General features: G+C 68.6%; 22 protein-coding genes and 1 tRNA gene. 14 read left to right on the top strand and 9 right to left on the bottom strand.

Annotated elements, in window-relative coordinates; all coding sequences use genetic code 11:
* Window positions 1–32: 32 nt before the first annotated feature.
* The 3 genes from AC3ANX_RS04930 to AC3ANX_RS04920 all read right to left on the bottom strand — a co-directional run bounded on the left by AC3ANX_RS04930 (window position 33) and on the right by AC3ANX_RS04920 (window position 2,854).
* Window positions 33–1,337, bottom strand: a complete 1,305-nt coding sequence (locus AC3ANX_RS04930; protein ID WP_488336887.1) for a sensor histidine kinase — start codon at window positions 1,335–1,337, stop codon at window positions 33–35.
* Between the two features lie 44 nt (window positions 1,338–1,381).
* Window positions 1,382–2,101, bottom strand: a complete 720-nt coding sequence (locus AC3ANX_RS04925; RefSeq protein ID WP_488335910.1) for a response regulator — start codon at window positions 2,099–2,101, stop codon at window positions 1,382–1,384.
* Window positions 2,102–2,191: 90 nt separating this feature from the next.
* Window positions 2,192–2,854 (bottom strand): EF-hand domain-containing protein, encoded by a 663-nt coding sequence (locus AC3ANX_RS04920; protein WP_488335909.1) that lies wholly within the window; start codon window positions 2,852–2,854, stop codon window positions 2,192–2,194.
* Between the two features lie 149 nt (window positions 2,855–3,003).
* On the opposite strand from AC3ANX_RS04920, the gene AC3ANX_RS04915 reads away from it, so the two are divergent.
* Window positions 3,004–3,153, top strand: a complete 150-nt coding sequence (locus AC3ANX_RS04915) for a DUF2256 domain-containing protein (RefSeq protein ID WP_488335908.1) — start codon at window positions 3,004–3,006, stop codon at window positions 3,151–3,153.
* Window positions 3,154–3,219: 66 nt separating this feature from the next.
* Window positions 3,220–5,073 (top strand): M1 family metallopeptidase, encoded by a 1,854-nt coding sequence (locus tag AC3ANX_RS04910; RefSeq protein ID WP_488335907.1) that lies wholly within the window; start codon window positions 3,220–3,222, stop codon window positions 5,071–5,073.
* 7 nt (window positions 5,074–5,080) lie between these two features.
* Here AC3ANX_RS04910 and AC3ANX_RS04905 read toward each other — a convergent pair whose 3' ends face one another.
* Complete coding sequence (locus tag AC3ANX_RS04905; RefSeq protein ID WP_488336886.1) at window positions 5,081–5,731, bottom strand: L,D-transpeptidase family protein; 651 nt, start codon at window positions 5,729–5,731, stop codon at window positions 5,081–5,083.
* On the opposite strand from AC3ANX_RS04905, the gene AC3ANX_RS04900 reads away from it, so the two are divergent.
* The 7 genes from AC3ANX_RS04900 (at window position 5,679) to AC3ANX_RS04870 (ending at window position 12,164) form a co-directional block, all read left to right on the top strand.
* Window positions 5,679–5,807, top strand: a complete 129-nt coding sequence (locus tag AC3ANX_RS04900; protein ID WP_488337028.1) for a hypothetical protein — start codon at window positions 5,679–5,681, stop codon at window positions 5,805–5,807. The two genes, AC3ANX_RS04905 and AC3ANX_RS04900, sit on opposite strands and share 53 nt — an antisense overlap.
* Before the next feature lie 196 nt (window positions 5,808–6,003).
* Entirely contained in the window at window positions 6,004–6,639 is a 636-nt protein-coding gene (locus AC3ANX_RS04895) for a murein L,D-transpeptidase catalytic domain family protein (protein ID WP_488335906.1), read from the top strand.
* A 165-nt stretch (window positions 6,640–6,804) separates the two neighbouring features.
* Window positions 6,805–7,665: a glycosyltransferase family 2 protein gene (locus AC3ANX_RS04890; RefSeq protein WP_488335905.1), complete on the top strand. Its 861-nt coding sequence runs from the start codon at window positions 6,805–6,807 to the stop codon at window positions 7,663–7,665.
* A gap of 15 nt (window positions 7,666–7,680) precedes the next feature.
* The gene (locus AC3ANX_RS04885) at window positions 7,681–8,277 is read left to right on the top strand and encodes an RNA polymerase sigma factor (RefSeq protein ID WP_488335904.1); all 597 of its coding nucleotides are present in this window, start codon (window positions 7,681–7,683) and stop codon (window positions 8,275–8,277) included.
* Window positions 8,270–9,178, top strand: a complete 909-nt coding sequence (locus tag AC3ANX_RS04880) for a FecR family protein (RefSeq protein WP_488335903.1) — start codon at window positions 8,270–8,272, stop codon at window positions 9,176–9,178. The genes AC3ANX_RS04885 and AC3ANX_RS04880 overlap by 8 nt, the downstream gene beginning before the upstream one ends.
* Window positions 9,132–11,495, top strand: a complete 2,364-nt coding sequence (locus tag AC3ANX_RS04875) for a TonB-dependent receptor (protein WP_488335902.1) — start codon at window positions 9,132–9,134, stop codon at window positions 11,493–11,495. The genes AC3ANX_RS04880 and AC3ANX_RS04875 overlap by 47 nt, the downstream gene beginning before the upstream one ends.
* Window positions 11,496–11,576: 81 nt before the next feature.
* Complete coding sequence (locus AC3ANX_RS04870) at window positions 11,577–12,164, top strand: CDP-alcohol phosphatidyltransferase family protein (protein WP_488335901.1); 588 nt, start codon at window positions 11,577–11,579, stop codon at window positions 12,162–12,164.
* Here the strand turns inward: AC3ANX_RS04870 and AC3ANX_RS04865 are convergent.
* From AC3ANX_RS04865 to aepX, 4 genes are read right to left on the bottom strand one after another with little or no spacing between them, the layout of a single operon-like run.
* Window positions 12,141–13,229 carry a 2-aminoethylphosphonate--pyruvate transaminase gene (locus tag AC3ANX_RS04865; protein ID WP_488335900.1) on the bottom strand — a complete coding sequence of 363 codons (1,089 nt, stop codon included), beginning with the start codon at window positions 13,227–13,229 and terminating at the stop codon, window positions 12,141–12,143. The two genes, AC3ANX_RS04870 and AC3ANX_RS04865, sit on opposite strands and share 24 nt — an antisense overlap.
* A complete protein-coding gene (locus AC3ANX_RS04860) occupies window positions 13,226–14,185 on the bottom strand; it encodes a lysylphosphatidylglycerol synthase domain-containing protein (protein WP_488335899.1) in 960 nt (319 codons plus the stop codon). Before AC3ANX_RS04860 ends, AC3ANX_RS04865 begins: the two co-directional genes overlap by 4 nt.
* Window positions 14,182–15,318, bottom strand: a complete 1,137-nt coding sequence (gene aepY, locus AC3ANX_RS04855; protein ID WP_488335898.1) for a phosphonopyruvate decarboxylase — start codon at window positions 15,316–15,318, stop codon at window positions 14,182–14,184. Before aepY ends, AC3ANX_RS04860 begins: the two co-directional genes overlap by 4 nt.
* Window positions 15,318–16,949 carry a phosphoenolpyruvate mutase gene (gene aepX, locus AC3ANX_RS04850; RefSeq protein WP_488335897.1) on the bottom strand — a complete coding sequence of 544 codons (1,632 nt, stop codon included), beginning with the start codon at window positions 16,947–16,949 and terminating at the stop codon, window positions 15,318–15,320. Before aepX ends, aepY begins: the two co-directional genes overlap by 1 nt.
* Before the next feature lie 87 nt (window positions 16,950–17,036).
* Between aepX and AC3ANX_RS04845 the strand changes: the two genes are divergently transcribed.
* The 3 genes from AC3ANX_RS04845 (at window position 17,037) to AC3ANX_RS04835 (ending at window position 19,162) form a co-directional block, all read left to right on the top strand.
* On the top strand, window positions 17,037–17,798 hold the full coding sequence (locus AC3ANX_RS04845; RefSeq protein WP_488335896.1) for a phosphocholine cytidylyltransferase family protein: 762 nt from the start codon (window positions 17,037–17,039) through the stop codon (window positions 17,796–17,798).
* A gap of 1 nt (window position 17,799) precedes the next feature.
* Complete coding sequence (locus AC3ANX_RS04840; RefSeq protein ID WP_488335895.1) at window positions 17,800–18,573, top strand: phytanoyl-CoA dioxygenase family protein; 774 nt, start codon at window positions 17,800–17,802, stop codon at window positions 18,571–18,573.
* A gap of 61 nt (window positions 18,574–18,634) precedes the next feature.
* A complete protein-coding gene (locus tag AC3ANX_RS04835; protein WP_488335894.1) occupies window positions 18,635–19,162 on the top strand; it encodes an inorganic diphosphatase in 528 nt (175 codons plus the stop codon).
* 12 nt (window positions 19,163–19,174) lie between these two features.
* On the opposite strand, the gene AC3ANX_RS04830 is transcribed toward AC3ANX_RS04835, so the two are convergent.
* Window positions 19,175–19,259 (bottom strand) — tRNA-Leu (locus tag AC3ANX_RS04830).
* 318 nt (window positions 19,260–19,577) lie between these two features.
* Between AC3ANX_RS04830 and AC3ANX_RS04825 the strand changes: the two genes are divergently transcribed.
* Together AC3ANX_RS04825 and AC3ANX_RS04820 are read left to right on the top strand one after the other, a co-directional pair.
* Window positions 19,578–20,402, top strand: coding sequence for a 2-keto-4-pentenoate hydratase (locus tag AC3ANX_RS04825; RefSeq protein WP_488335893.1), 825 nt, complete (start codon window positions 19,578–19,580; stop codon window positions 20,400–20,402).
* A gap of 88 nt (window positions 20,403–20,490) precedes the next feature.
* Window positions 20,491–23,472 (top strand): TonB-dependent receptor, encoded by a 2,982-nt coding sequence (locus AC3ANX_RS04820; RefSeq protein ID WP_488335892.1) that lies wholly within the window; start codon window positions 20,491–20,493, stop codon window positions 23,470–23,472.
* Window positions 23,473–23,514: the final 42 nt, after the last annotated feature.

Raw genomic sequence — 23,514 nt, 5'->3', positions numbered from 1 at the left:
CCGGTCATTCGGTACGAACGGAGCGAAGGCGATCAGCGCGGTAGCGTGATCGTCGCGGCCAGCCCGCCGCCGTCGCGATTGACCAACGTGATGTCGCCGCCCGCCTCCCGCACGATCGCGCGGGCGAGCGCCAGGCCGAGGCCGATCCCGCCGGTATCCTTGTTGCGCGAATGTTCGAGCCGGGTGAACGCCTCGAACACATCTCCCAGCCGATCCTCGGGAATACCGGGGCCGCGATCGCATACCGCGATCGTCACCTGACGCGGCGTCTCGGCGAGTTGCACCTCCACCGCGCTGCCGTATTTGAGCGCATTCTCGATCAAATTGCGAAGCGCGCGCCGCATCAGTGACGGGCGCAGCCGCATGCGCAGCCGTGCGGTCTCCTCGAACGCAACCTCCTCGCCGAGATCGAGGAAATCGTCGACCACCGCCTCGACCAGTGCGGCGAGATCGACCTCGGTCGGCGGCTCGCTCGGGCGGCCGAGCCGGGCAAGCGAGAGGATGTCGTCGAGCGTGCGGTTCATCTCGGCGATCGTCTCGGCCATGCGTAGCCGGTCGGTATCGTCCTCGACCGATTCGATGCGCACCCGCAACGCCGCGAGTGGGGTGCGCAGATCGTGCCCGATCGCGCCGAGCATGCGATCCTTCTCGTCCAGCATCGCGGTCACGCGCAGCCGGAGCGCGTTGAACGCGGCAATCACGTCGCGCACGTCCTGCGGCCCGCGCTCGGCGAGCGCATCGGCCGGCTCGCCGGGGCGGAAACCGCGCGCCGCCACCGCCAGCGTGCGCAACGGCTTGGAAATCTGCCGCGCGGCCACCAGCACCGGCACCAGCACGACGATGTAGAGGATCACCGTCTGCCAGACGAGCCGCCAGAAGATCCAGTCGTCACCCCGGAACCACGGCACCGACAGCACCAGCCAGTCCTTGCCCGGCCGCTCGACCGCGATCATCAGTTCGGCGCCGGCGCGGCGGAACCGCTCGCGGCGTTCCTTGCCGGTGTAGCGCAACCGACGGTCGTGGGGGCCGAGCGGGCGGATCTGCGTCTCGATCCGGCCGACCTTGAAGCCCGCATCCGTGAGAGCCGTGCGCAGGCTCTGTTCGATATCGCGGCGATGCTCGCCATCGGGTTCGATCGGGGAGCCGGGCAGGCTGCGCACATGCCCGCGATCGAACCGTGTCGGATCGCCGAACCCGCCGCGCTCGATCGCATCGGCGATCCGCCCGACCACCGGCCCGGTCGCGCCGTCGATGCGCGCGCGCTGGCGCTCCTGAAGCAAGAGGGTGAAGTTGATCGCCTGCGCGACGAACAAGGCGACCGCGATGACGAGCGCCATCTGCCCCGACAGGCTGCGCGGCCACAGGCGCGGGCGCGGTATCTTCAAAGGCGGGTCACCTCTGCGGCGAGCGTATAGCCGCCGCCCCATACCGTCTTGATGAGTTCGGGGTTTTTGGGATCGGTCTCGATCTTGCGGCGCAGGCGGCTGACCTGATTGTCGATCGCGCGGTCGAACGCCGCCGCCTCGCGGCCCTGCGTCAGATCGAGCAGTTGGTCGCGCGTGAGCACCTGGCGCGGGCGCGTCACCAGCGCGTGGAGCAAATTGTACTCGCCGGTCGACAGCGGCACCGACACGCCGTCGTGATCGACCAGTGCGCGCTCGCCCGACTTGAGCACCCAGCCGGCAAAGGCGAACGATCCCGCCGCCGGCGCATGCTGGCGCACGCCCCCGGCGGCGGCGCGGCGCAGGATCACCTTGATCCGCGCGGTCAGTTCACGCGGGGAGAACGGCTTCACGACATAATCGTCCGCGCCGATCTCGAGCCCGACGATCCGGTCGGTCTCCTCGCTCTTGGCGGTGAGCAGGATGACGGGGGTGTCGCCGGTCGCGCGGATGTGGCGGCACAGGCTGAGCCCGTCCTCGCCCGGCATCATGATGTCGAGGATGACGAGGTCGATCGCATAGGCGGCCATCCGCATGCGCGCGCCCTCGGCATCGCCCGCCTGCGTCACGCGGAAGCCCTGTTTGGTCAGGAACTGCGCGAGCGGCTCGCGGATCGAGCGTTCGTCGTCGACGAGGAGGAGGTGTGGCGTTTCACCCATAGGCTCGGGACTTAGCATAATGCTCCAGTCTGCCAAGTTCGCCGGGTGGGCGGGGGAAGCACCCGCCCGGCAGGCCTGGCCAGTCGGGGATTACTGGCCGGGATCGCCCTCCGGGCCGCCCGGCGGGGGCGGCGGCATGTCGCCGTGGCCCCGGTGCATGTGCCGCGCGGCATCCATTTCGGCCTTCTCGACGAAGCCGTCGTGATTGGTGTCGAGCTTGGCGAAACGCGCGTCGGACACGGCGCGCATCTCGTCACGGCTGATCCGGCCGTCGTGGTTGGTGTCGAGCGTCTCGAACATGTCGCCGCGCGGGCCATGCGCGTCGCCCGGGGGCGGTGCGCCGTCCGGACCGCCACGGCCTTGGCCACCGCGATCACGGAAGCGCTGCATCATCGCCTGCGTCTCGTCGGGGGTGATCTTGCCGTCTTGGTTCGCGTCGAGCCGCTGGAAGCGCGTGTCGGCCTCGGCCATGAACTGGTCGCGGGTGATCGCGCCGCCCTGCGCGCGCTCCGCCATCGGCCCGCGCAGCTCGTCGCCGGAAAGCTTGCCGTCGTGGTTGGCGTCCATCCGCTCGAAGCGCTGCGTCGCCGCCGCGACATATTCGTCATGCGTGATGATACCGTCGCCATTGGTATCGGCGCGCATCATCATGCCGCCGCGACCGCCACCGCCCTGCTGCGCGGTCGCCGCCGTACCCGCGAGCCCGGCCAGCACCGTGCCGGACAGTGCCGCTGCGAGAAAAAGCGTCCTCATCGTGATCGTTCCTCTGGATGAACCCGGCCACTTCCGGATCGTCCATGCTGGTCTAGGCGGCGCGTGTCTTGCCAGTGTGTCAGCGTGGCGGGAAAGTGTCGCAATTTGTCGCGTGCGCGGCCATTCGCGGTGCGGCGCGTTGAAGCGGCATGGCGCACAAGAAGCTCACCTTGCCGACCAAGACCTGCGCGGCGTGCCAGCGGCCGTTCGCGTGGCGCAAGAAATGGGCGCGCGACTGGGACAACGTCCTGTATTGTTCGGATCGTTGCCGGGCGCAGCGCGGGACGAGCCGCGGCTGAGGTCCGGTTCAACGGCGGCAGGTTCGCCTTGCTTGCATGCGTCGTAAAACCCGATAGCAGCATAGTATGATCACAGCCCTTCTCGCGCTCGCCGCCGCGCCGCTCGCGCCTGTCGACGCACCCGCCCCGATCCTCACCACGCCCGAGGCGAAAGATACCCTATCCTTCGCCGAGCCGGCGACGGCGCGCGTCACCCATGTCGATCTCGACCTCACCGCCGACTTTGCCGCGCAACGCCTCGCCGGCACCGCGACGCTCGATATTCTGGCCAAACCCGGCGCGGATACGATCGTGCTGGACGACGACGGCCTCGTCATCGCGCGCATCTCCGACGCGGCGGGCCACCCTCTCCCCTATACCGTCGGCGCGATCGTCGCCGACAAGGGTGCGCCGCTGACGGTGAAGATCGGCGCGGCACGGCGGATCGTCATCACCTACACCTCCGCGCCCAAGGCGAGCGCGCTGCAATGGCTGGCGCCTGCGCTCACCGCCGGCAAGACGCAGCCGTTCCTGTTCAGCCAGGGCGAGCCGACCAACAACCGCAGCTGGATCCCCACGCAGGACAGCCCCGGCATCCGCCAGAGCTGGTCCGCGCACCTCACCGTCCCTGCCAACATGCTGGCGGTGATGAGCGCGAACCGGCTTACCCCTGCCGGCACGCCCGCCGCCAGGGGAATGAAGCGGTTCGCCTTCGACATGCCGCATGCGGTGCCGCCCTATCTGATCGCGCTCGCGGTCGGTGACCTCGCGTTCAAGCCGCTCGGCCCCACCACCGGCGTCTATGCCGAGCCTGCGACGATCGCCCGCGCCGCTGCCGAGCTGGACGATACCGAGAAGATGGTCGCCGCCGCCTCCGCTTTGTACGGGCCGTACCGTTGGGGGCGCTACGACATCCTGATGTTGCCGCCGTCCTTCCCGTTCGGCGGGATGGAGAACCCCACGCTCACCTTCGCGACGCCGACGATCCTGACCGGCGACAAGTCGAACGTCGACGTGATCGCACACGAACTCGCGCATAGCTGGTCGGGCAATCTCGTCACCAACGCGACCTGGTCCGACGTGTGGCTGAACGAAGGCTTCACCACCTATTTCGAGAACCGCATCGACGAGGCGGTGTACGGCAAGGAGCGCGCGGCGACGCTGGCGGACCTGAGCTGGGACAATCTCGAACGCGACCTGAAGGGCGCGGGCGGACCGGACGCACCATCGACGCGGCTGCACGGCGATCCGAACGGCACCTATGGCGAACTCGATTACAACAAGGGCGCGACCTTCCTGCGCACGATTGAATACCGCGTCGGCCGCGCAAAATGGGATGCGTATCTGCGCTCGTACTTCGATCGCCACGCTTTCCAGCCGCAGACCACTGCCGGCTTCCTCGCCGATATTCGCGCCAATCTGATCCGGGGCGATGCTGCGCTGGAGAAGGACTTGCAGCTCGATCGCTGGGCGTATCAGCCAGGGTTGCCCGACAATGCCGTCCACGTCCGCTCGGCCACGCTGGCAGCGATCGACGCGAAGCTCGCCGCCTTCAACGCGGGCACAGCCGCCGCTTCGATCGACACCACCAGGTGGAGCACGCAGGAATGGCTGCGCTTCCTCAACGGGCTGCCGCGCAAGCAGACCCCCACGCGGCTGGCGGAGATCGACGCGGCCTGGGGCCTCTCAAAGTCGCCGAGCGCCTATATCGGTTTCGCGTGGTTCAGCCTCGCCATCGCCAATCGCTACGAACCGGTGGTGCCCGCGCTCGACCGGTATCTGCACACGATCGGGCGCGGGCTGTTCGTCTTCCCGCTCTTTCGCGGGCTGATGGCGGAGGGCGACTGGGGCCGACCGATCGCACGGCGCATCTATGCGACCGCGCGCGCGACCTATCATCCGACGGTGGCGGCGAGCCTCGACACCATCGTCGGCCGATAGCCGCGCGTTACGGCCGATGCGGCTCGGCGTAGGCGATCTGGGTGGTCGCCGACGCGGTCTCCGGTTGCGCCGCCAGTGTTTCCGGCTGCGCGGGCAGATTTTCAACGGGCGTCGATTCGGTCGCTTCGGGCGGCGCTACATCCAGAATGGGATCGTCGGTGATCGTCACCTGCGCGCCCAGCCGGGTAATGCCGTACAGCCGCTTGGCGAAGGCGAGCGGCACGCGCACGCAGCCGTGCGACGCGGCATAGCCGGGATCCCGCCCGGCATGGATCGCCACACCGTCCCAGGTGATGCGTTCCATGTACGGCATCGGCGCGTCGTCATAGAGGTTGGAGCGGTGCATCACCTGCTTTTGCAGGATGGTGAATTCACCGGTGGGCGTTTCGTGGCCGGGCTTGCCGGTCGATACGGCGGACACCGCGACGAGGTTCGCGCCGCGATAGACGTAGAGTTTCTGGTCGGCGATGCTGACGACGATGCGCACCGCGCCCGCTTGCGCCGGAGCGCTGCCGGCGTCGTGCCACAGGAACTCGCCAGCGTTCATCATCGCGACGGAATCGCTCGTCGGCGCCGCGTCCCTCGCCTCGGCGGAGACCGGGAGAATGGACGCGCAGATCAGGGCCGCCGCAGCGAAGCCGCTGCGGCGTAAAAGCATTGAAGCCATCGCCTACCTCGTTTACAAACCCATTTACCGGCGTGTCGCGCGGTGCGCCGACGCCATTCGGATCTGAGCTTCAAAACGCAAAGCTCGGAAATTCGATCCAAATTCTTGCTGCGTACGGCTTTGCGACGAGCGGCGAGATATCTCGGACGAAATTGGCCATGTTAGGGAACCAAGCGCCTCTGGTTCAACACATTGGCAGGAATTTGTGCTATCAGGACACCATCGACAGCTTTCGAGGTGTGTATCCTACCGTGAAAGATCAAATGCTTAATCTGTCCCGCCGCAGTCTCGCCAAAGGCGGACTTGCCGCCATCGGCGCCGCCGCGCTCCCCCCCATCGCCACTGCCGCGCAAGCTCCCGCCACCGTTCAGCCGCTCGCATCGACCCGCGTGGTCCGTCCCGAACTGCTGCGCCGCGCGCTGATCGCGCTGCAACGCCACGGTTCGCAGATCCCGCACCGCGACCGGATCGCGATCGCGGACTTCTCGCTTTCCTCCTCGCAGCCGCGCTTCTACCTCGTCGACATGGCGAACGGCATGGCGACCACCCTGCTCGTCGCGCACGGCAGCGGCAGCGACCCCAAGCACACCGGCTTCCTCCAGCGCTTCTCCAACGACGAGGGCTCTAACGCATCGAGTGAGGGCGCTTTCCTCGCCTCGGACTATTACGTCGGCAAGCATGGCAAGTCGCAGCGGCTGATCGGGCTCGACCCGTCGAACAGCAACGCGCTGGCGCGGGCGCTGGTCGTGCATTCGGCGTGGTACGCCAACCCGAACATGCTGCGCACCCACGGCCAGCTCGGCCGCAGCCAGGGCTGCTTCGCGGTCGGCGAGGACGACCTCCAGCAGGTGTTCGCGCGGCTGGGTCAGGGCCGGATGATCTACTCCGCCAAGGTCTGATCGCCCCGCCTCGTTCTGCTTTCGGCGCCGTCGCCCTCGACGGCGCCTTTTTTTCGTCTGCACCCGAAAAATTTTCGCGAGCCCGTGTGGTTCGCGCGCGACCGTGTCGTCCTGTCATCGGGCGGCGGCTCTTCCGGAGCCGCCGGGGGATGGGAATGACGACCGATGTTCAAGACTTTTGTTCAGGTTGACGATGTTTCGAAGCGTATCGCCGAGCAAGACGATGCCTGCCGCGAATGGACGGTGCTGCTGCCCTTCTTCAACGAACGCGCGTATCTCGCCGACACGCTCGCGAGCCTCGCGCGGCAGAGCGAGCCGCCGCTCGTCATCCTGATCGACAATGGCAGCACCGACGGCAGCGGCGCGATCGCGCGCGAGGCGTGCGTTCGGCTGCGGCTCGCCCATGTGCTGCTGCGGGAGACGACCCCCGGCAAGGTCGCGGCGCTGGCGAGCGGGCTGTCGCTGGTCAACACGCCTTATGTCGCCACCTGCGATGCCGACACCTGGTATCCCGAAACCTATCTCGCGCACGCCCGCGCGGTGCTCGAACGGGGGGATCGTGCCGCCGCCGGCGCCTATTTCGTCGCGCCTGACGCGGGGCGCTGGCAGCGGCTTGGCAAGGCGGCGCACATCCTGCTCGCCGCCGCGCTGCTGCCCGACCAATGTCATGCCGGGGGCGCGGGACAGGTGTTCCGCACCAGCGCGCTGCGGCGCGCGGGCGGGTTCGACCCCGGCCGCTGGAACATGGTGCTGGAGGATCACGAGATCATGCACCGCGTCCGCGATCATGGCCGGCTGGCGTATCATTCGAAGCTGTGGTGCGCACCCGCCCCACGCGAGCGCGACCGCGCCAGCACGCGCTGGACGCTGATCGAGCGGCTTTGCTACCACGCCACCACGGCGTGGGCGGGCGACTGGTTCTTCTACGCCTTTCTCGCGGATCGGCTTGCCGCGCGCCGTCTCTCGAGCGAGCGCTTGCGCGAACGGGCGTATCACGATCACGCCGACACGGCGCTGGCGGCTTGATGGCAGGCGCGCGCCTTGCCCGGCAACGGATCGCTCGCGCCCTTGCGCGCGCGCGCGATCGCCGACATGGCGCGCGATCATGGACTCGCCGCGCCCATCCGCATCATGACGCACGACGGCGGTCTGGCGGCGGCGTATCTCGAACAGCGCGCGGCGCTGCTCCGGCTGCTGAGCACGCGGCTCGGCTCGGCCAGCGAGGCGGAGGATGCGTTGCAGGACCTGTGGCTGAAGATCGAGGGGGGCGACACCGGCCCGGTCGCGCACCCCGCCGCCTATCTGTTCCGCATGGCGAGCAACCTCGCCACCGACCGGCGGGTCGCGGCGGCGCGGCGCGGGGCGCTGGAGACGGCGTGGCAGGGCGTGCAGCCGGACGCCGCCGAGTTCCCCGACAGCGAGCGCCGGCTGCTGTCGCGCGAGGGGCTGGCGCAGGCCGAGGCGCGGATCGCGGCGATGCCCGAGCGGATGCAGGCAGCCTATCGGCTGTTCCGCATCGAGCATGTGCCGCAGCGCGAGATCGCCACGCGGCTCGGCATCAGCGTGAGCGCGGTCGAGAAACTGCTGCACCGGGCCTACCGGCACCTGCATGCGCGCGAGGGGGCGGACGATGAGTGACAGGACGATCTTCGACGCCGCGCTCGCTTGGCATCTGCGCCAGGAGACGATGGAGGAGGACGACTGGTTGCGCTTCGTCGCCTGGCTCGAGGCGGACCCGGCGCATGCCGCCGCCTATGATCGGGTGAGTCTCGCCGACGCGTTGCGCCACGAGGACGTGCCAGCGCCCGTTCCTCACGCCAACGACAACCCGCCCGTGTCGCGGCGACGCTGGTGGCTCGGCGCGGGTGTCGCCGCTGCGGTGGTGCTGGCGGGTGTGGCGACGCTGCGTCCGGCGCCTGCGGAGCACACGATCGTCGCCAGCGCGCCGCAGACGCTGCACCTCGCGGACGGCAGCGCGGTCGCGCTCGCGAGCGGCGCGCGGCTGGTGATCGGCGCGGGTGATGCGCGTGACGTGCGGCTCGACGATGGCCGCGCGACCTTCCGCGTCCGGCACGACGCCGCGCATCCGTTCGCGGTGCGGGTCGGCGGTTGGACCGTGCAGGATGTCGGCACGGTGTTCACGCTCACGCACGTGCGCGGCGGGCTCGACATCGGCGTGAGCGAAGGCGCGGTGCTGCTCGATCCGCAAGGCGCGGCGATCCCCGTGCGCGCGGGCGAGGCGGTGTCGATCGCGCAGGGCGGCGCGACGCCGGTGCGCTCGGCGATTGCGCGCGGCGGCGCACGCACCTTCCGGTTCGCGGGCGAAAGCCTCGGCAGCGTCGCTCAAACAGTTGGGCTGGCGCTCGCGACCGAGGTGCGGACCACGCCCGAAGCGGCGCAGCAGCCTTTTATCGGCGTGCTGCGATTGACGGGGCGCGCCGCCGACGACATTCCCCACCTCGCGGCGATGACGGGGACACGCGCTACCGACGATGCGGGAACATGGACGATCGGTACGGCGGGCGCGGCGACACGCTAGGCCCCTCGCCGCGATCCTCGCGTGGCTCGTCTGCTGCCCGGCGGCGGCGCTGGCGCGAGCCGAGCCGCCGGGCACCCGCGCGCTTTCGGCGGTGCTGCTCGATCTGGCGCAGCGCACCGGTGCCGAAATCGTCAGCGTGGAGCCCGGCCTTGCGGCCGTGCAGGTCGCGCCGCCCGAGACGAGGGGATCGGTCGCGCAGGTGCTCCGCCGCGTGCTGCGCGGCACCGGCTATCGCGCGGTGCGGCAGGGCGCGCTGAGCTACCGCATCGTTCGCGCCCCGGCCGCCGTGCGGCGACCACCCCGGCCCGCGCCGCCGCCCGCGCGAAGCGGCGACATCATCGTCACCGCCTCCAAACAGCGCATCCCGCTCGACCGGTTCCCCGCGACGATCACCACCGTCGCGCCCGAAAGCAGCGCGCTTGGCCCAGCCGCCGCGCGCGACATGGCGGCGATCGCCAGCGCCACGCCGGTGTTGCAGACCACCGCGCTCGGCAGCGGGCGCGACAAGCTGTTCATCCGCGGCATCGCCGACAGCAGCTTCGACGGCGCGACCCAATCCGCCACCAGCTATTATTTCGGCGACGTCCAGATCGGCTACGCCACGCCCGAGCCCGCGCTCGCGCTGGTCGACATGCAGAGCGTGGAGGTGATGGAGGGGCCGCAGGGCACGCTGTACGGCGGCGGCGCGATCGGCGGGGTGGTGCGCATGGTGCCCAACCCGGTCGATCTCGATCGGACGAGCGGCATGCTCTCCACCGCGATCGGCGCGACCGAGCGCGGCGCCGCCAGCGAGGCGGTCGCGGCCGCGCTCAACCTCCCGCTTGCGAGCGGGCGTGCCGGGCTGCGCGCGGTCGGCTACCAGTCGCGCGACGGCGGCTATATCAACGCGCGAACGCTCGGGCGGCGTAACATCAACGGCGTGACGCGGGTGGGTGGTCGCCTCGCCGCGCGCTACGATCCGGGCGATGCCTGGATGATCGACGCGAGCGTGCTGGCGCAGCGGATCGCGGCGGACGATGGCCAATATGCCGATCGCACCACCGGCGGGCTCGGCCGCGACAGCCGCATGGCGCAGCCGTATCGCAACAGCCTCGCGCTCGGGCGGCTGGTCGTCACCAAGCGGTGGGACAGCGGGCTCGAACTGGTCTCCGCTACCGGCATCAGCCGCTATGTCGGGCTGGACACGTTCGACGCGAGCCGCCGCGCGCCCGCCCCGCTGACCGAATATCGCAACCACCGCGCCGACCTGCTGGTCGCGCAGGAGGTGCGGCTGTCGCGCTCGCTCGATCATGGCGGATCGTGGGTGGTCGGGATCGCCGCGCTCAACAACCGCGACGCGCAGGACCGCACGTTCGGCCCGGTCGCCAACCCCAACGACATCATCGCCGTAACCAACGTGTCGAGCAGCGAGTCGGCCTTTGCCGAGATCACCGAGCCGCTCACGCGGCATCTGTTCGCGACCGCCGGGCTGCGCGCCACCTTCGCGCGGGTCGACGGCACCCCGTCCCTCAAGCCGCGCGGCGGCGACGTAGTGCGCGGGCGGCAGACGCGCCGCGCCGATCCCACGCTCGCGCTCGCCTGGACGGTCGCGCCGCACGTGTCGCTGTACGCGCGGTATCAGTCGGGGTTTCGCACCGGCGGCCTCGCGGTCGCGCGCGGCATCGGGCGGGTCGCCGAATTCGCCTCCGACGATATCGGCATGGGCGAGTTCGGGCTGCGGCTGACCCGCGCGGGCGCAACCGGGCTGTCGCTGTCCAGCGCCGTGTCCTATGCGCGCTGGACCAGCATCCAGGCCGATCTCGTCGACAAATCGGGCCAGCCCTACACCGCCAATATCGGCGACGCGGACATCGTCGCGGCCGAGGTCAATGCCGATTGGGTGGTCGTGCCCGGCCTCAGCCTCAAGGCGGCGGCGCTCTATACCGACAACCGGGTGAGCGGCACGATCGCGGACACAGCACCGCGCGCCGACCGCCGCCTGCCCGATACGCCGCCGTTCGCCGCCCATGCCGGCGCGGACTATCGCTGGACGATCGCGCGCGACCGGCTGCGCGCCGCCGCGACGGTGGAGTATGTCGGGCGCTCGCTGCTCGGGGTCGGCAATTATCTCGATATTGCGCAAGGGCACTATGCGTTCGGCTCGGCGGAACTCGGCTGGCGACACCGCGGGATCGACTTCACGCTCACGCTGGAGAACATCACAGACACGCGCGCCGATCGCTTCGCGTTCGGCAACCCCTTCTCGCTCGCCAACCGTCAACAGGCCACGCCGCTGCGCCCCCGTACGCTACGGCTCGGCGCGACCATGAGCTTCTAGGCGCGCTTTTCACGGGCTTGCTCTTGCAAGGTGGCGCAACTGCATGTCATTCGCGCGAGCCACTCGCTCCCGGGAACCGTTTTGAGCCACGACACCGTCATTCACCGCATCGTTCGTCCGGCGGTCCGCCTCGCCGCGCGCAGCGGCGTGTCGCCCAACCAGATCACCACCGTGCGGCTGCTGTCGGGGCTGGCCGCCGCGCTATGCTTCGCGCGGGGCACGCAGGGCTGGCTCGCGATCGGCGGCGGCGTGTTCGTGCTGTCGATGCTGCTCGACCGTGCCGATGGCGAGCTTGCGCGCCAGACCGGGCAGATGAGCGTGGCCGGCCACCGCTACGATCTCGCCTCGGATTGTCTCGCGAGCATGGCCGCGTTCGTCGGGCTCGGCATCGGGCTCGCGGGCGCGCACGGCGTGCTGGCGATCTGGCTGGGCGTGCTGGCCGGGGTCGGCATCGGCACGCTGTTCGCGGAACTGAACTTGTTCAACCTGGCGAGCGTGCGCGGCTATACGCTTGGCCCCGGCATCACGCTCGATCCCGACGACGCGATGATCCTGATGCCGGTGCTGGTCTGGCTCGGCCTCGCCTGGCCGACGACGGTGGCGGGCGCGATCATCACCCCGGCGGCGGCAATCGTACTCGCGCTGCTAGGCCTGCGTCGCCGCCGCTAGCGCCGGGGCGAGCGCGGTCGCGAGACGCGCAAAGTCCGCCGGTTCGACCGCCCCGATGCAGCCGATGCGGAACGATTCGCCACGGGTCAGCTTGCCCGGGTAGATCACGAACCCGGCGGCGGCGAGCGCGTCGTAGAACCGCGCGAAGTCGAACCCCGGCGGCGAGCGGAACGTCGCGATGATCGGCGCCTGAAGCGCGCGATTGAGGTATAGGTCGATCCCGAGCGCATCGGTCGCCGCCAGCAATGTCGCGAGGTTCGCCTCATACCGCGCCAGCCGCGCCGCGCTGCCGCCCTCAGCCTCGAGCCGGCGCAGCGCCTCGACCAGCGCGGCGACGACCTGTACCGGCGGGGTGAAGCGCCACTGGCCGTTACCCTCGAACCCCTGCCACTGGGCATGCAGGTCCAGGCTCATCGACGCGCTGCGTCCGGCACAGCCGGCCAGCACCGCCGCATCGACCAAAGCGAAGCCGAGTCCGGGCGTGCCCTCCAAGCATTTGTTGCTCGACGCGAAGATCGCCGCCGCCGGCAGCGTGGCGAGGTCGATCGGCAGCGCGCCGAAGCTCGCCATCGCATCGACGATCAGCAGCCGCCCCGCCTCCGCCACCACGCGCGCCACGTCTGCGAGTGGGTTGAGCAGCCCGGTGGTCGTCTCGACATGCACGACCGCGACGTGGCTGATCGTCGGATCGACGGCGAGCCGCGCCGCCACCGCATCCGGGTCGACGGCCACGTCCTCGTCCCAACGCAGCGTCTCGACCGCATGGCCGAGCCGCGTCGCGATCGCCGCCATCCGCTCGCCATAGGCACCGTTGATGAGCACCAGCAGCCGGTGCCCCTGCGCGAGCAACGTCCCCGCCGCCGCCTCCAGCACATAGGTGCCGCTCCCCTGGATCGGCACCGCGACGTGAGTCGCGGCACCGTTGGCGACATCGAGCAGACGCCGCCGCAGTTCGGCGGTGAGCGCGATGAACGCCGGGTCGCGCGATCCCCAATCGTCGAGCATCGCGCGGCGCACGGCGGGATCGGTGGTGAGCGGGCCGGGGGTGAGCAGGATCGGCGTCACGATTGGCTTCCTTCGATGGCGACGACCGGTCGCCGCGATTCCATCCGCTGCCACAGCGCTAGCCCCGGCAGGCCGAGCGCGAGTTCGCGCACCCGGCGGATCAACGACAGCGCGAGCGCAGGTTGCGCGGGTATGCCGAACATCGCGCAGATCAGCAGATAGCCGCCCTCCTGCACGCCGAGCGCACCCGGCACCAGGAAGCCGACGCTGCGCACCGCCTGCCCCAGCCCCTCGACGATCATCGCCTCGCGCATCGATGCATGGATGCCGAGCACATGCAGCGCGGCATAGGTCTCGATGCCGCCGAGCAGCCACGACAGCAGATGCCACGCCGCCGAATGCACCAGCCGCCCCGGTTGCGCATACAGCGCGATCACGGCAGCGTTGAGCCCGACGAGATCGCGCCCGCGCGTCCACCGCGTCACCCCCCGCTCGATCAGCGCGAATAGCCCGAAGCGCTGCGCCAAGACGAACGCCACCGCGAGCAGGACGACGATCCCCGTCACCCCGATCGCGAGCGGCAGCGCCGCGCCGCCATGCGCACCAGCCAGCAGCAGCACCACGCACAGGATGGTGAACACCGCCTGCGTGGCCGCTTCCATCGACAGATCGACCATCGTCGCGGCAGTCGCCGACGCCGCAGCCACGCCACGCTGCGCGAGCAGTCGCGCGCGCACCACGTCGCCGCCCAGTTGCGCGACCGGCAGCAGCGCGTTGACCGATTCACGGATCCAGCGCAGCACGTACAACCGCCCGATCGGCTCGCGGCGGTCGAGCAGCACGCCCCAGCCGATCGCCGAGGCGGAGGTCTGCGGCATGTGCAGCACCACCACCAGCGCGATACCCCACCCCGCCTGTCGCAGCGCGGCGAGGATCGCGGACAGGTCGTTGGTGGCGATCAGCGTGACCGCCAGCACCAACCCGATCGCGACCGCCAGAAGCGCGGAGCGGTTCACGCCGCGAGGAACGCCTTGAACCGCCGCGCGACCGCCTGCGGCGTCACCGTCGGCCGGCCGAGCGTCGCCATCGATCCGGCTGCGATGCGCAGGTGGATCATCGCCGGCCGCCCCGCCGCGATCGCCTCCCGCCACGCCCGTTCGAACCCGTCGAGATCGTCGCACGACGCGGCATAGCCATAGCCGCAGGCGATCGCGACGCTTGCGAAATCGACCGAGGCGGAGACGGTCGCCTGTCCCCCGGTCGAATCGTGCACGCCGTTATCGAGCAGCAGGTGGATCAGGTTGCCCGGCGCCTCCGCCCCGATCGTGGCGAGCGTGCCGAGCTTCATCAGCGCAGCGCCATCGCCATCGATCACCACCACCCGCTTGCGCGTGTTGAGCGCCACGCCGAGCGCCATCCCCGACGCGCCCCCCATCGAGCCGACCTGATAGAGATGCTGTTCGCGGTCGGCGAGCGTGAACAGCTCGCGCCCCGACTTGCCGGTGGTGGCGATGACGGCGGTGGCATCGTCGGTCAGCGCGAGGAAGCGTTCGAGCGCCGCCACCCGCGTCGGCCGCACGCCGCCGCTGCGATACTCGACCCGCCGCCCCGCCGCCGGCAGCGCGCGCGCCGGCTGGTCGAGTGGCGTATCGGCGACATCGCCCTTGGCCATCACGAAGGCGAACGGCAGATCGTTCGCATCCATCGCCGACACCGCTTCGTGCAGGCGCGGCGCGATCTCGGCGTCGGTATTGGGAAACGGGCGGTGCGCGACGCCAATCAGGTCGAGCAGCCGGTGCGTCGTCTCGCCCATCACGACATGCTGCGGCTCGTCGGGCTCGCCCGGGCGGCCGCGCCACGTCGTCACCAGCAAGGTCGGGATCGCGAACGGCGCGTTGAGCGAGGTCAGCGGGTTGACCATGTTGCCCAGCCCGGAGTTCTGGCACATCGCCACCGTGCGCCGGCCCGCCAGCCATGCGCCGGCCGCGATCGCCACCGCCTCGCCCTCGCTCGCCGCGCCGACGTAGCGCAAGCGCCGGTTCGACAGTACGCCGTTGATGAGCGGGGTCAGGTAGCTGCACGGCACGCCCGTGTAGAAATCGAACCCCGCGGCCGATGCTTCGGCCATGAACGCGTCGGCGGTAATCATCAGGTGAAGTTGCGCGCGTCGGCGACATCGGCGAGCGTGTTGACGTTCATCCAGTGCCCCATGAAATATTTGACGCGCACGGGATGCTTCGCCGAGATGCGGCTGAGCAGCAGCGGCAGGTCGGCGCTATCGAGCAGCCCCTCGGCTTCGAGCGCGGCGATCTCCTCGCGCAGCCACGCCGTCCCGGTTGCGCTGAAGCGGACGAGTCCGACCCACTCGCCGCTCGCCTCGCCGCCGAGGTCGCTTGCCATGCGGATCAGATTGGCGGGCTCGTCGTCGAGATAGCTGCCCGAAAAGGCGTGATCGGCGGCGACCAGATCGCGCGCTGGGGTGCCGCCCCGCTTCGACGCATCGACCGCGAGCACCACGTCCGCCTTGCTCGAAAGCAGACTCTCGAGGATGTAGCTGCGGAACAGCACGTCGCCATAGGACACCACCAATTCGCCCGACAGCGCGTCGGCGGCCTGTGCGAGCGAATAGGCCTCGCCCGTTTCGGCGTAGCGGTCGTTGTCGACCGTGCGAATGCCCTTCATCGCGACGGCGGCCTTGGCGAAGCCGCGCACCACCGTCACGTCGCGCACGCCGGCATCCTTGAAGGTCGCCACCTGCCGCGCGAGCAGCGACTGGCCGCGCACGTCGATCATGCACTTGGGCTGGTCGCGCGTCAGCTCGCCGAGATCGCCGCCAGAGGCCGCCAGCACGATCGCGCGCGGGTGCGGCGTTTCGGGCAGGTAGCGGCGCTCGGCCTCTTCCAGTTCGGCATTGCCCATCAGGCGGAACACGTCCTTGACCGCGACCACGCGCCCCTCGACGTTCACCAGCGACTGTTCGTCGTGGATCATCCGCGCCGTCTCGCGCATCGCGGTGATCGAGGCGCGCATCAGGTGGTTGGCCCAGATCACGGTCGAGATGCCCGCCTCGCGGAACAGGTCGGTCGGGGTGGGATAATAGGTGGTCGGCACGATCACGACCGGCGCGCGGCTGCCCCAGCGGCGGCAGAACTCGAAGATCTCGGCGCCATCGGCCTTCTTGGAATGGATCAGGATCGCGTCGGCACCGGCGGCGTGGTACGCCTCGGCACGGCGCAGCGCCTCTTCCATCGGCCGGCTCGAGATCAGCGCCTCGACGCGCGCGACCAGCACGAAATCGTCGCTCGTCTGGCTGTCCTTGCCCGCCGCGATCCGCCCGCAGAACTCGTTGATGTCGGCAAGCGGCTGTTCCTCGCCGATGAACGAATTGGTCTTGGGGAACAATTTGTCCTCGATGCACACGCCGGCAATGTTGCGCTCGCCCAGCTTGCGCACCAGCCGGCGCACGTTGTTGAAATTGCCATAGCCGGTGTCGCCATCGACCAGGATCGGCAGCGTGGTTGCGTCCGCCATATATTCCAGCACGTCGAGCACCTGCGTCCACGACGCCTCGTTGCTGTCGCGCAGGCCGAGGCTCGCCGAAATGCTCAGACCCGATGCCCAGATGCCGCCGAAGCCCGCCTCCTCGACGATCTTCGCAGACAGGCCGCTATGCGCCTCCATCAGGAAGGACAGGTCTGGCCCCGTGATCGCATGGCGCAGCGCCGCCGCGCGCGAACAGGTGTTGGTGGGCGTGAGGATACCGGTGGACAGGTGGTTCATGGGGAGGTGGGCCTTCGATGGTCGTACTGCGGCATGGCCGGGCTAATATCCTTGGCCGCAAACCTTGATCGATATAGATGCCGCGTCATGCAAACAAGCCAAGCCGAGCCAAGCCCGTCGCAAACCAGGCCCATCGTCATCCTGCTGGCGGCCGGTATCGGCCGTCGCCTCGGCGAGACGCATGACGGCCCGAAGGTGCTGCTCGACTTCGCCGGGCGCTCGCTGATCGAACGGCACCTCGCCGCGCTGGCGGCGCTCGGCATCGACGATATCGCGGTGACGGTCGGGCATGAGGCGGAAACGCTGCGCGCGGTGTTGGGCGACCGTGCGACGACGGTGTTCAACCCGCAATATCGCGAGGGCAGTCTCGTGTCGCTGTGGGTGCAGCGCGACCGGCTGCGCAGCGGGCGCAGCGTGCTGCTGATGGACGGCGACGTGCTGTACGACCCTCGGATGCTCGAACGGCTGGTCGCCGCGCCGGGCGAAGCGGTATTGCTGGTCGACCGCCAGCTTGAGCCGGGCGACGAGCCGGTCAAGGTCTGCTTCCGGGGCGAGACGATGGTCGATTTCCGAAAGACACCCGAACATGCGCACGACTGGCACGGCGAGTCGGTCGGCTTCTTCAAGTTCGCGCCCGACATGGCGGCGAAACTGGCCGACGCCTGCGACCGCTATGTCGCCGCCGGCATCACCCAGGTCGAATATGAGGAGGCGATCCGCGACCTGATGCTCGCCGATCCCGCCGCGTTTACCTATGTCGACGTGACCGATCTGGCGTGGACCGAGATCGACTTCCCCGAGGACGTCGCCAAAGCGCGCGACACCGTCCTTCCGCAATTGGCGAACTGAGATGGCGCTCGACGACCCGCAGCCGCTGACCGCGGACGACCTCGCCCATTTCGCCGAGACCGGCTGGCTGATCCGACGCGGCCTGTTCGGCGCGGACGAGGCTGCCGAGATCGCACGGTGGAGCGACGAACTCGTCGCGCTGCCCGAAGTGCCGGGCCGGCACATGGTCTATTACGAGGACAGCCTTGCCGTGCCAGGCGCGCGGGTGATGCAGCGGATCGAGGATTTCTGCCCCTATCATGCGGAGTTCGACGCGTTCATCCGGCGCAGCCGCGTGTCGGCTGCGGTCGCGCAGTTGCTCGGCGACACGGCGGTTTTGTTCAAGGAAAAGATCAACTTCAAGATGGCGGGCGGCGCCGGATTCGAGCCGCATCAGGACCAGCAGGCCGGCTGGACCCGTTATGCGCCGATGTTCGTCACCGCGCTGGTCGGCATCGACCGGGCGACGATCGCCAATGGCTGCCTCGAAATGACCAGCGCGCCACGCCTCTCGACGATGATCGGCGCGGAATGGCAACCGCTCACGCCCGAACAGATGGCGGCGTTCGATCTCATCCCGATCCCGACCGAGCCCGGCGATGTGCTGTTCTTCGACAGCTATGCGCCGCACGCCTCCAAGCCCAACCTCACCGACGCGCAGCGCCGCATGTTGTACCTCACCTACAATGCCGCCACGCACGGCGACCACCGTCGGCACTATTACGACGAGAAGCGCGCCAACTTCCCGCCCGATATCGAACGCCTGCCCGGCGCCGAGTACGTGTTCCGCGTCTGAACGCGGACCGGAACGCGGCACACCGCCCGTGGGTTATCGGCATCCACTGCCGGGAGCGCACATGGCCGACCTCACCAAGATCGATCCGCATCTCGATGCGGCGGAACGGACCTGCCGCGTCGTGATCGAGACGCCGAAGGGCAGCCGGTCGAAATACACCTACGATCCGGAGCTTTGCGCGCTGGAGCTATCCGGGCTGCTTCCGGCGGGCATGAGCTTCCCGCTCGACTTCGGCTTCGTTCCCGCGACGCTCGCAGAAGACGGCGATCCGCTCGACGTGCTGGTGGTGGGCGACGAGCCCGGGGCGCCCGGCTGCGTGGTGCAGGTCAAGCTGCTCGGCGTGATCGAGGCCGAGCAGACCGAGCATGGCAAGACCGTCCGCAACGATCGCCTGATCGCGCGCACGGCCTTGTCGATCAACTATCAGGAAGCGGAGACCATCGCCGATCTGGGCGCGTCGTTCGTCGATCATCTCGGGCGCTTCTTCGTCACCTACAACGACTTGAAGGGCAAGACGTTCGAGGTGATCCGCGTCGGTGACGCCGAACGGGCGGTCGCGCTCCTCCGCGACGCCGTGACCGGCGGATAGTCGTCCAGATAATGGTGCGGGCGGTCGGGGTCGAACCGACACTCCTTGCGGAACGGGATTTTGAGTCCCGCGCGTCTACCAATTTCACCACGCCCGCGTTGCGATTCGGCGCAGAAGCTGGCCTGAGATCGACGTGGCAGATCCTATACCCGGCTCCGCCGGCGATTTCCAGAGCGGAATTTGCTGCTGCGCCCAGCGCGTTGGCGCAGCCGGCCGCGCATACCCAAAATGCGCTAAAAACATGATGACACCGGTGCCAGAATGTGAAATCTAACAGAAATGTTAGAAAGAGCGGCGCGGCAAGCGAGCGTTCGGATGAGGATGTGAAAGGGAACCTGCGGACTCCGGCATGGCCGGATGCCGCACCTGCATACCTGCGTCCGGTGCCCTTGCCACGAGCGAATGGGGGCAGGACATGACGACGCCGCAGAGCAGCGAGCAGACGATAGCGGGCGCGTTCGTCGCGGCACGGCAGGACGCGCGGTCACTGCCGACCTATCCCGGCACGCCACCCGGCGATCTCGACACTGCGTACGCGATCCAGGCTGCGGCGGTGGCGGCCTGGCCCGATAGCGTGGCTGGCTGGAAAGTCGGCCGGGTGCCGCCCGATCAGGTGCCATCACTGGGCGCGGTGCGACTCGCCGGGCCGATCTTCACGCGGCAGATCGTCACGGCGGCAGATGCGACAGCGGTCGACATGCCGGTCTTCGCCGGCGGCTTCGCAGCGGTGGAAGCCGAATATGTCGCGGTGCTGGGCGCGATCCCCGAGGGCAAGATGCGCTTCACCCATGCCGAAGCGGCCGCGCTCGTCACCCGCCTCCATTATGGCATCGAGATCGCCAGTTCGCCGCTCCCCAGCATCAACGCGGACGGATCGGCCGTCACCGTGTCCGATTTCGGCAACAACGCCGGCCTGCTGCTCGGGCCCGAGATCGCGGACTGGCGCACCTCGGGCTATGAGGATTGGGCCGTCGCGGTGTCCGTGAACGGCGCAGACGTGGGCGCGGGAACCGGTGGCACGATGATGGACGGGCCCATCGGCGCGGTCCGCTTCCTGCTCGAAACCGCGGCCGAACGCGGACTGCCGCTCGTGGCCGGCATGGTCGTCTCCACCGGCGCCGTCACCGGGGTTCATGAAGCAGACGTCGGCGCACACGCGACCGCCACTTTCAACAACAGCGTGCGCTTGTCGTGCCGGCTCGTCGCCGCTCGCCCGGCTCATCGCGACGCGCCGGCCTGAGCCGCCGGGCCACCCATCGTCAACCACGTACCGCCGGTCAGAAGCCGCAACAGGACCACCGGCACAGTCACATACAGGAGGGGAAATCATGACATCTCGGATCACCACACTCACGCTGTGCACGTCGGTTATCGCGCTGATGGCGGGCGCGGCGAACGCGCAGACCGCGCCGTCCGTGCCGCAGGGGCCGGGCACCACCCCGTCCGCGCCCGCGCCCGCGACGATCGAGAACGACAGCCAGACCGCGACCGCGCAGAAGGGCGATCAGCAAGCGGCCAACCCGGAGGACATCATCGTCACCGGGTTCCGCGCCAGCCTTGCATCCGCGATCAACGCCAAGCGTGAGGCGCTCGGCGCGATCGACGTCATCAAGGCGGAGGATATCGCCAAGTTCCCGGACAACAACCTCGCCGAATCGATCCAGCGCGTGCCCGGCGTGTCGATCGCACGCGATGCCGGCGAAGGCCGCAGCATCACCGTGCGCGGCCTCGGCGCGCAGTTCACCCGCATCCGCATCAACGGCATGGAGGCGCTGAGCACCACCACCTCGACCGACAGCTCGGGCGGCGCCAATCGCGGGCGCGGGTTCGATTTCAACGTGTTCGCGTCCGAACTGTTCAGCTCCATCACGGTGCGCAAGACGCAATCGGCCGAGATCGACGAAGGCTCGCTCGGCGCGACGGTCGATCTCCAGACCGCGCACCCGCTCGATTACAAGAAGACCACCTTCGCGGCCTCCGCGCAGGGCAATTACAACGATCTGCGGAAAGCGGTCGATCCGCGCTTGGCCGGGCTGTTCACCACCAAGTTGTTCGACGACACGGTCGGCGTGCTGGTCTCCGCCGCCTATTCGCGCAGCCGCAAATATGAGGACGGCGCAGGATCGGTCGGGTTCGACACCACCGCGACCAACGGCGGCTATTGCGCACCGGTCGGCTACGCGCCGACCAATCCGCCGCTGTCCGCATCGACCGGCACCACCGCGACCTCGTGCTCGACCGGGGTGGCGCGCCCGGCCAACACGCCCGACAACGTGGCGGCGTACAACACCGTCACCGCCGGGGGCGGCAACGCCGTCCACGCGCCGCGCCTGCCACGCTACGGCCGGCTGACGCACGACCAGAAGCGGCTCGGCCTGACCGGGTCGATCCAGTGGCAGCCGACCAGCCACACCTTGCTAACCTTCGACGCGCTCTATTCGAACTATCACGCCACGCGCGAGGAGAACTTCATCGAAGCCTTCTCGTTCAGCCGCGCGCTGTCGAACAACGGCAAGCCGCAGACGGCGGTGCGTCAGGCGCAGGTCAATGCGGCGGGCGATCTGGTGTACGGCGTGTTCGACAACGTCGATATCCGCTCGGAAACGCGCTTCACCGATTTCACCACGAAGTTCCAGCAATATACGCTCAACGGCAAGCAGGATCTGGCGAGCTGGTGGACGCTGACCGGCGGCATCGGCTATTCGAAGTCCGACCTCGAGGTGCCGATCGACACGACGCTGACGATCGACCGCCCCAACAGCCAGAACTATAGCTGGGATTACCGCGACGACAGCCGTCACCCGGTGCTCAACTACGGTTTCGACGTGACCAACCCGGCCAATTTCGGGTTCATCAACAACACGTCCGAAATCCGGCTGAGCACCAGCAGTTCGGTCAACACCTTCAAGAACGCGCAGCTTCAGAGCAACATGAAGCTGCTCGACGGCCTTAACCTCAAGATCGGCGGGTCGTACAAACGGTTCGAGTTCAAGTCGTTCGCGACCGGCCGTGCGGTCAATTCGCTGCTCGTGCCCGCGCTGCCCGCCGGCACCACCGTCGCCGATCTCACGCGCGTGCTGACCGGTTTCGGCGAAGGCTTTAAGGTGCCCTCTCCCACGCCGACCTCGTGGGTGACACCGGACCTGGACAAGTTCGTCAAGGTGTTCGACATCTTCTCGAACACCGGCACCTTCGCGCAGAACAGCGTCGAGAACAGCAGCGCGCGCGGCAACATCCGCGGCGTGACCGAGGATGACAAGTCCGGCTACGGACAGGTCGAGTTCGACGGCAGCAAGCTGTTCGGCTTCCCGCTGCGCGGCGATATCGGCGTGCGCTATGTGGTGACCGATCAGTCGTCCAACGGCTATCAGCTCGTCGGGTCCGCGCCGGTGCTCGTCACCGCGAAGCGCAGCTATGACAATTGGCTGCCGTCGCTGAACCTCGCCTATTCGCCGCTCGACACGCTGATCTTCCGGCTCGGCGCGTCGAAGGTGATCGCGCGGCCCGATCTCGGCAACCTCACGCCCGGCGGGTCGATCACCGTCACCGGCGCGCGCAGCGTCACCGTCGGCAACCCCGAACTCGATCCGATCAAGGCCAAGACGCTCGATCTGGCGGTGGAATGGTATCCGACGCGCGATACGTTGCTGTCGGTCGCCTATTTCTACAAGAAGATCAGCACCTACATCCAGACGCTCCAGCAGGATCTGCCGTTCGACCAGCTTGGGCTCGATCCCGCGCTGCTCGCCAACTCGACCACGGTGACGAGCGATATCTTCACCTCCAGGCGGCCGTTCAACACGCCGGGCGGGCCGCTCAAGGGCTTCGAGGTCAATGCGCAGACGGCATTGCCGTTCAACTTCCTGCCGGACTGGCTCAACCATTTCGGCGTGCTGGCGAACTACACGCACGTCACCTCCAAGATCAATTACGTGCTGACCAGCGCGGGCGGCGTGCCGATCCTCACCACCACGGCGGCACTGGTCGGCCTTTCGAAGAACGCGGCCAACGCCACCGCCTATTTCGACGACGGCAAATTCTCGATCCGCGGCTCGATCGCGTATCGCGGCGGCTTCCTCGTCAGCGTGCCGGGCGGGAACACCGGCAACGACGTGAACGGGCAGAGCGCGATCACCACGATCGACGCCAACCTGTCCTATCAGGTCAACAGCATCCTGAAGATCACCGTGCAGGGGCTGAACCTCACCGATGCGGCGGTCGACCAGTATCAGGGTTCGGACCGCAACAGCCCGTTCATCAACACGCACACCGGTCGCCAGATCTATTTCGGCGTCGGCGTGAAGTTCTGATCTTTCTCCCCACTGGAGGGGCTCCGGCCCCTCCGTTTCTTC

Source organism: Sphingomonas sp. BRN-1R (assembly GCF_057748035.1).
This window is presented reverse-complemented; position numbering and strand designations above follow the sequence as displayed.

Bases quoted from the DNA above. Each gene is read 5' to 3' on its own strand.
- AC3ANX_RS04930 (WP_488336887.1), bottom strand. From the start codon at position 1,337: ATGGCGCTCGTCATCGCGGTCGCCTTGTTCGTCGCGCAGGCGATCAAC.
- AC3ANX_RS04925 (WP_488335910.1), bottom strand. From the start codon at position 2,101: ATGGGTGAAACGCCACACCTCCTCCTCGTCGACGACGAACGCTCGATC.
- AC3ANX_RS04920 (WP_488335909.1), bottom strand. From the start codon at position 2,854: ATGAGGACGCTTTTTCTCGCAGCGGCACTGTCCGGCACGGTGCTGGCC.
- AC3ANX_RS04915 (WP_488335908.1), top strand. From the start codon at position 3,004: ATGGCGCACAAGAAGCTCACCTTGCCGACCAAGACCTGCGCGGCGTGC.
- AC3ANX_RS04910 (WP_488335907.1), top strand. From the start codon at position 3,220: ATGATCACAGCCCTTCTCGCGCTCGCCGCCGCGCCGCTCGCGCCTGTC.
- AC3ANX_RS04900 (WP_488337028.1), top strand. From the start codon at position 5,679: ATGGACGCGCAGATCAGGGCCGCCGCAGCGAAGCCGCTGCGGCGTAAA.
- AC3ANX_RS04905 (WP_488336886.1), bottom strand. From the start codon at position 5,731: ATGCTTTTACGCCGCAGCGGCTTCGCTGCGGCGGCCCTGATCTGCGCG.
- AC3ANX_RS04895 (WP_488335906.1), top strand. From the start codon at position 6,004: ATGCTTAATCTGTCCCGCCGCAGTCTCGCCAAAGGCGGACTTGCCGCC.
- AC3ANX_RS04890 (WP_488335905.1), top strand. From the start codon at position 6,805: ATGTTCAAGACTTTTGTTCAGGTTGACGATGTTTCGAAGCGTATCGCC.
- AC3ANX_RS04880 (WP_488335903.1), top strand. From the start codon at position 8,270: ATGAGTGACAGGACGATCTTCGACGCCGCGCTCGCTTGGCATCTGCGC.
- AC3ANX_RS04875 (WP_488335902.1), top strand. From the start codon at position 9,132: ATGCGGGAACATGGACGATCGGTACGGCGGGCGCGGCGACACGCTAGG.
- aepY (WP_488335898.1), bottom strand. From the start codon at position 15,318: ATGATTACCGCCGACGCGTTCATGGCCGAAGCATCGGCCGCGGGGTTC.
- aepX (WP_488335897.1), bottom strand. From the start codon at position 16,949: ATGAACCACCTGTCCACCGGTATCCTCACGCCCACCAACACCTGTTCG.
- AC3ANX_RS04845 (WP_488335896.1), top strand. From the start codon at position 17,037: ATGCAAACAAGCCAAGCCGAGCCAAGCCCGTCGCAAACCAGGCCCATC.
- AC3ANX_RS04840 (WP_488335895.1), top strand. From the start codon at position 17,800: ATGGCGCTCGACGACCCGCAGCCGCTGACCGCGGACGACCTCGCCCAT.
- AC3ANX_RS04835 (WP_488335894.1), top strand. From the start codon at position 18,635: ATGGCCGACCTCACCAAGATCGATCCGCATCTCGATGCGGCGGAACGG.
- AC3ANX_RS04825 (WP_488335893.1), top strand. From the start codon at position 19,578: ATGACGACGCCGCAGAGCAGCGAGCAGACGATAGCGGGCGCGTTCGTC.
- AC3ANX_RS04820 (WP_488335892.1), top strand. From the start codon at position 20,491: ATGACATCTCGGATCACCACACTCACGCTGTGCACGTCGGTTATCGCG.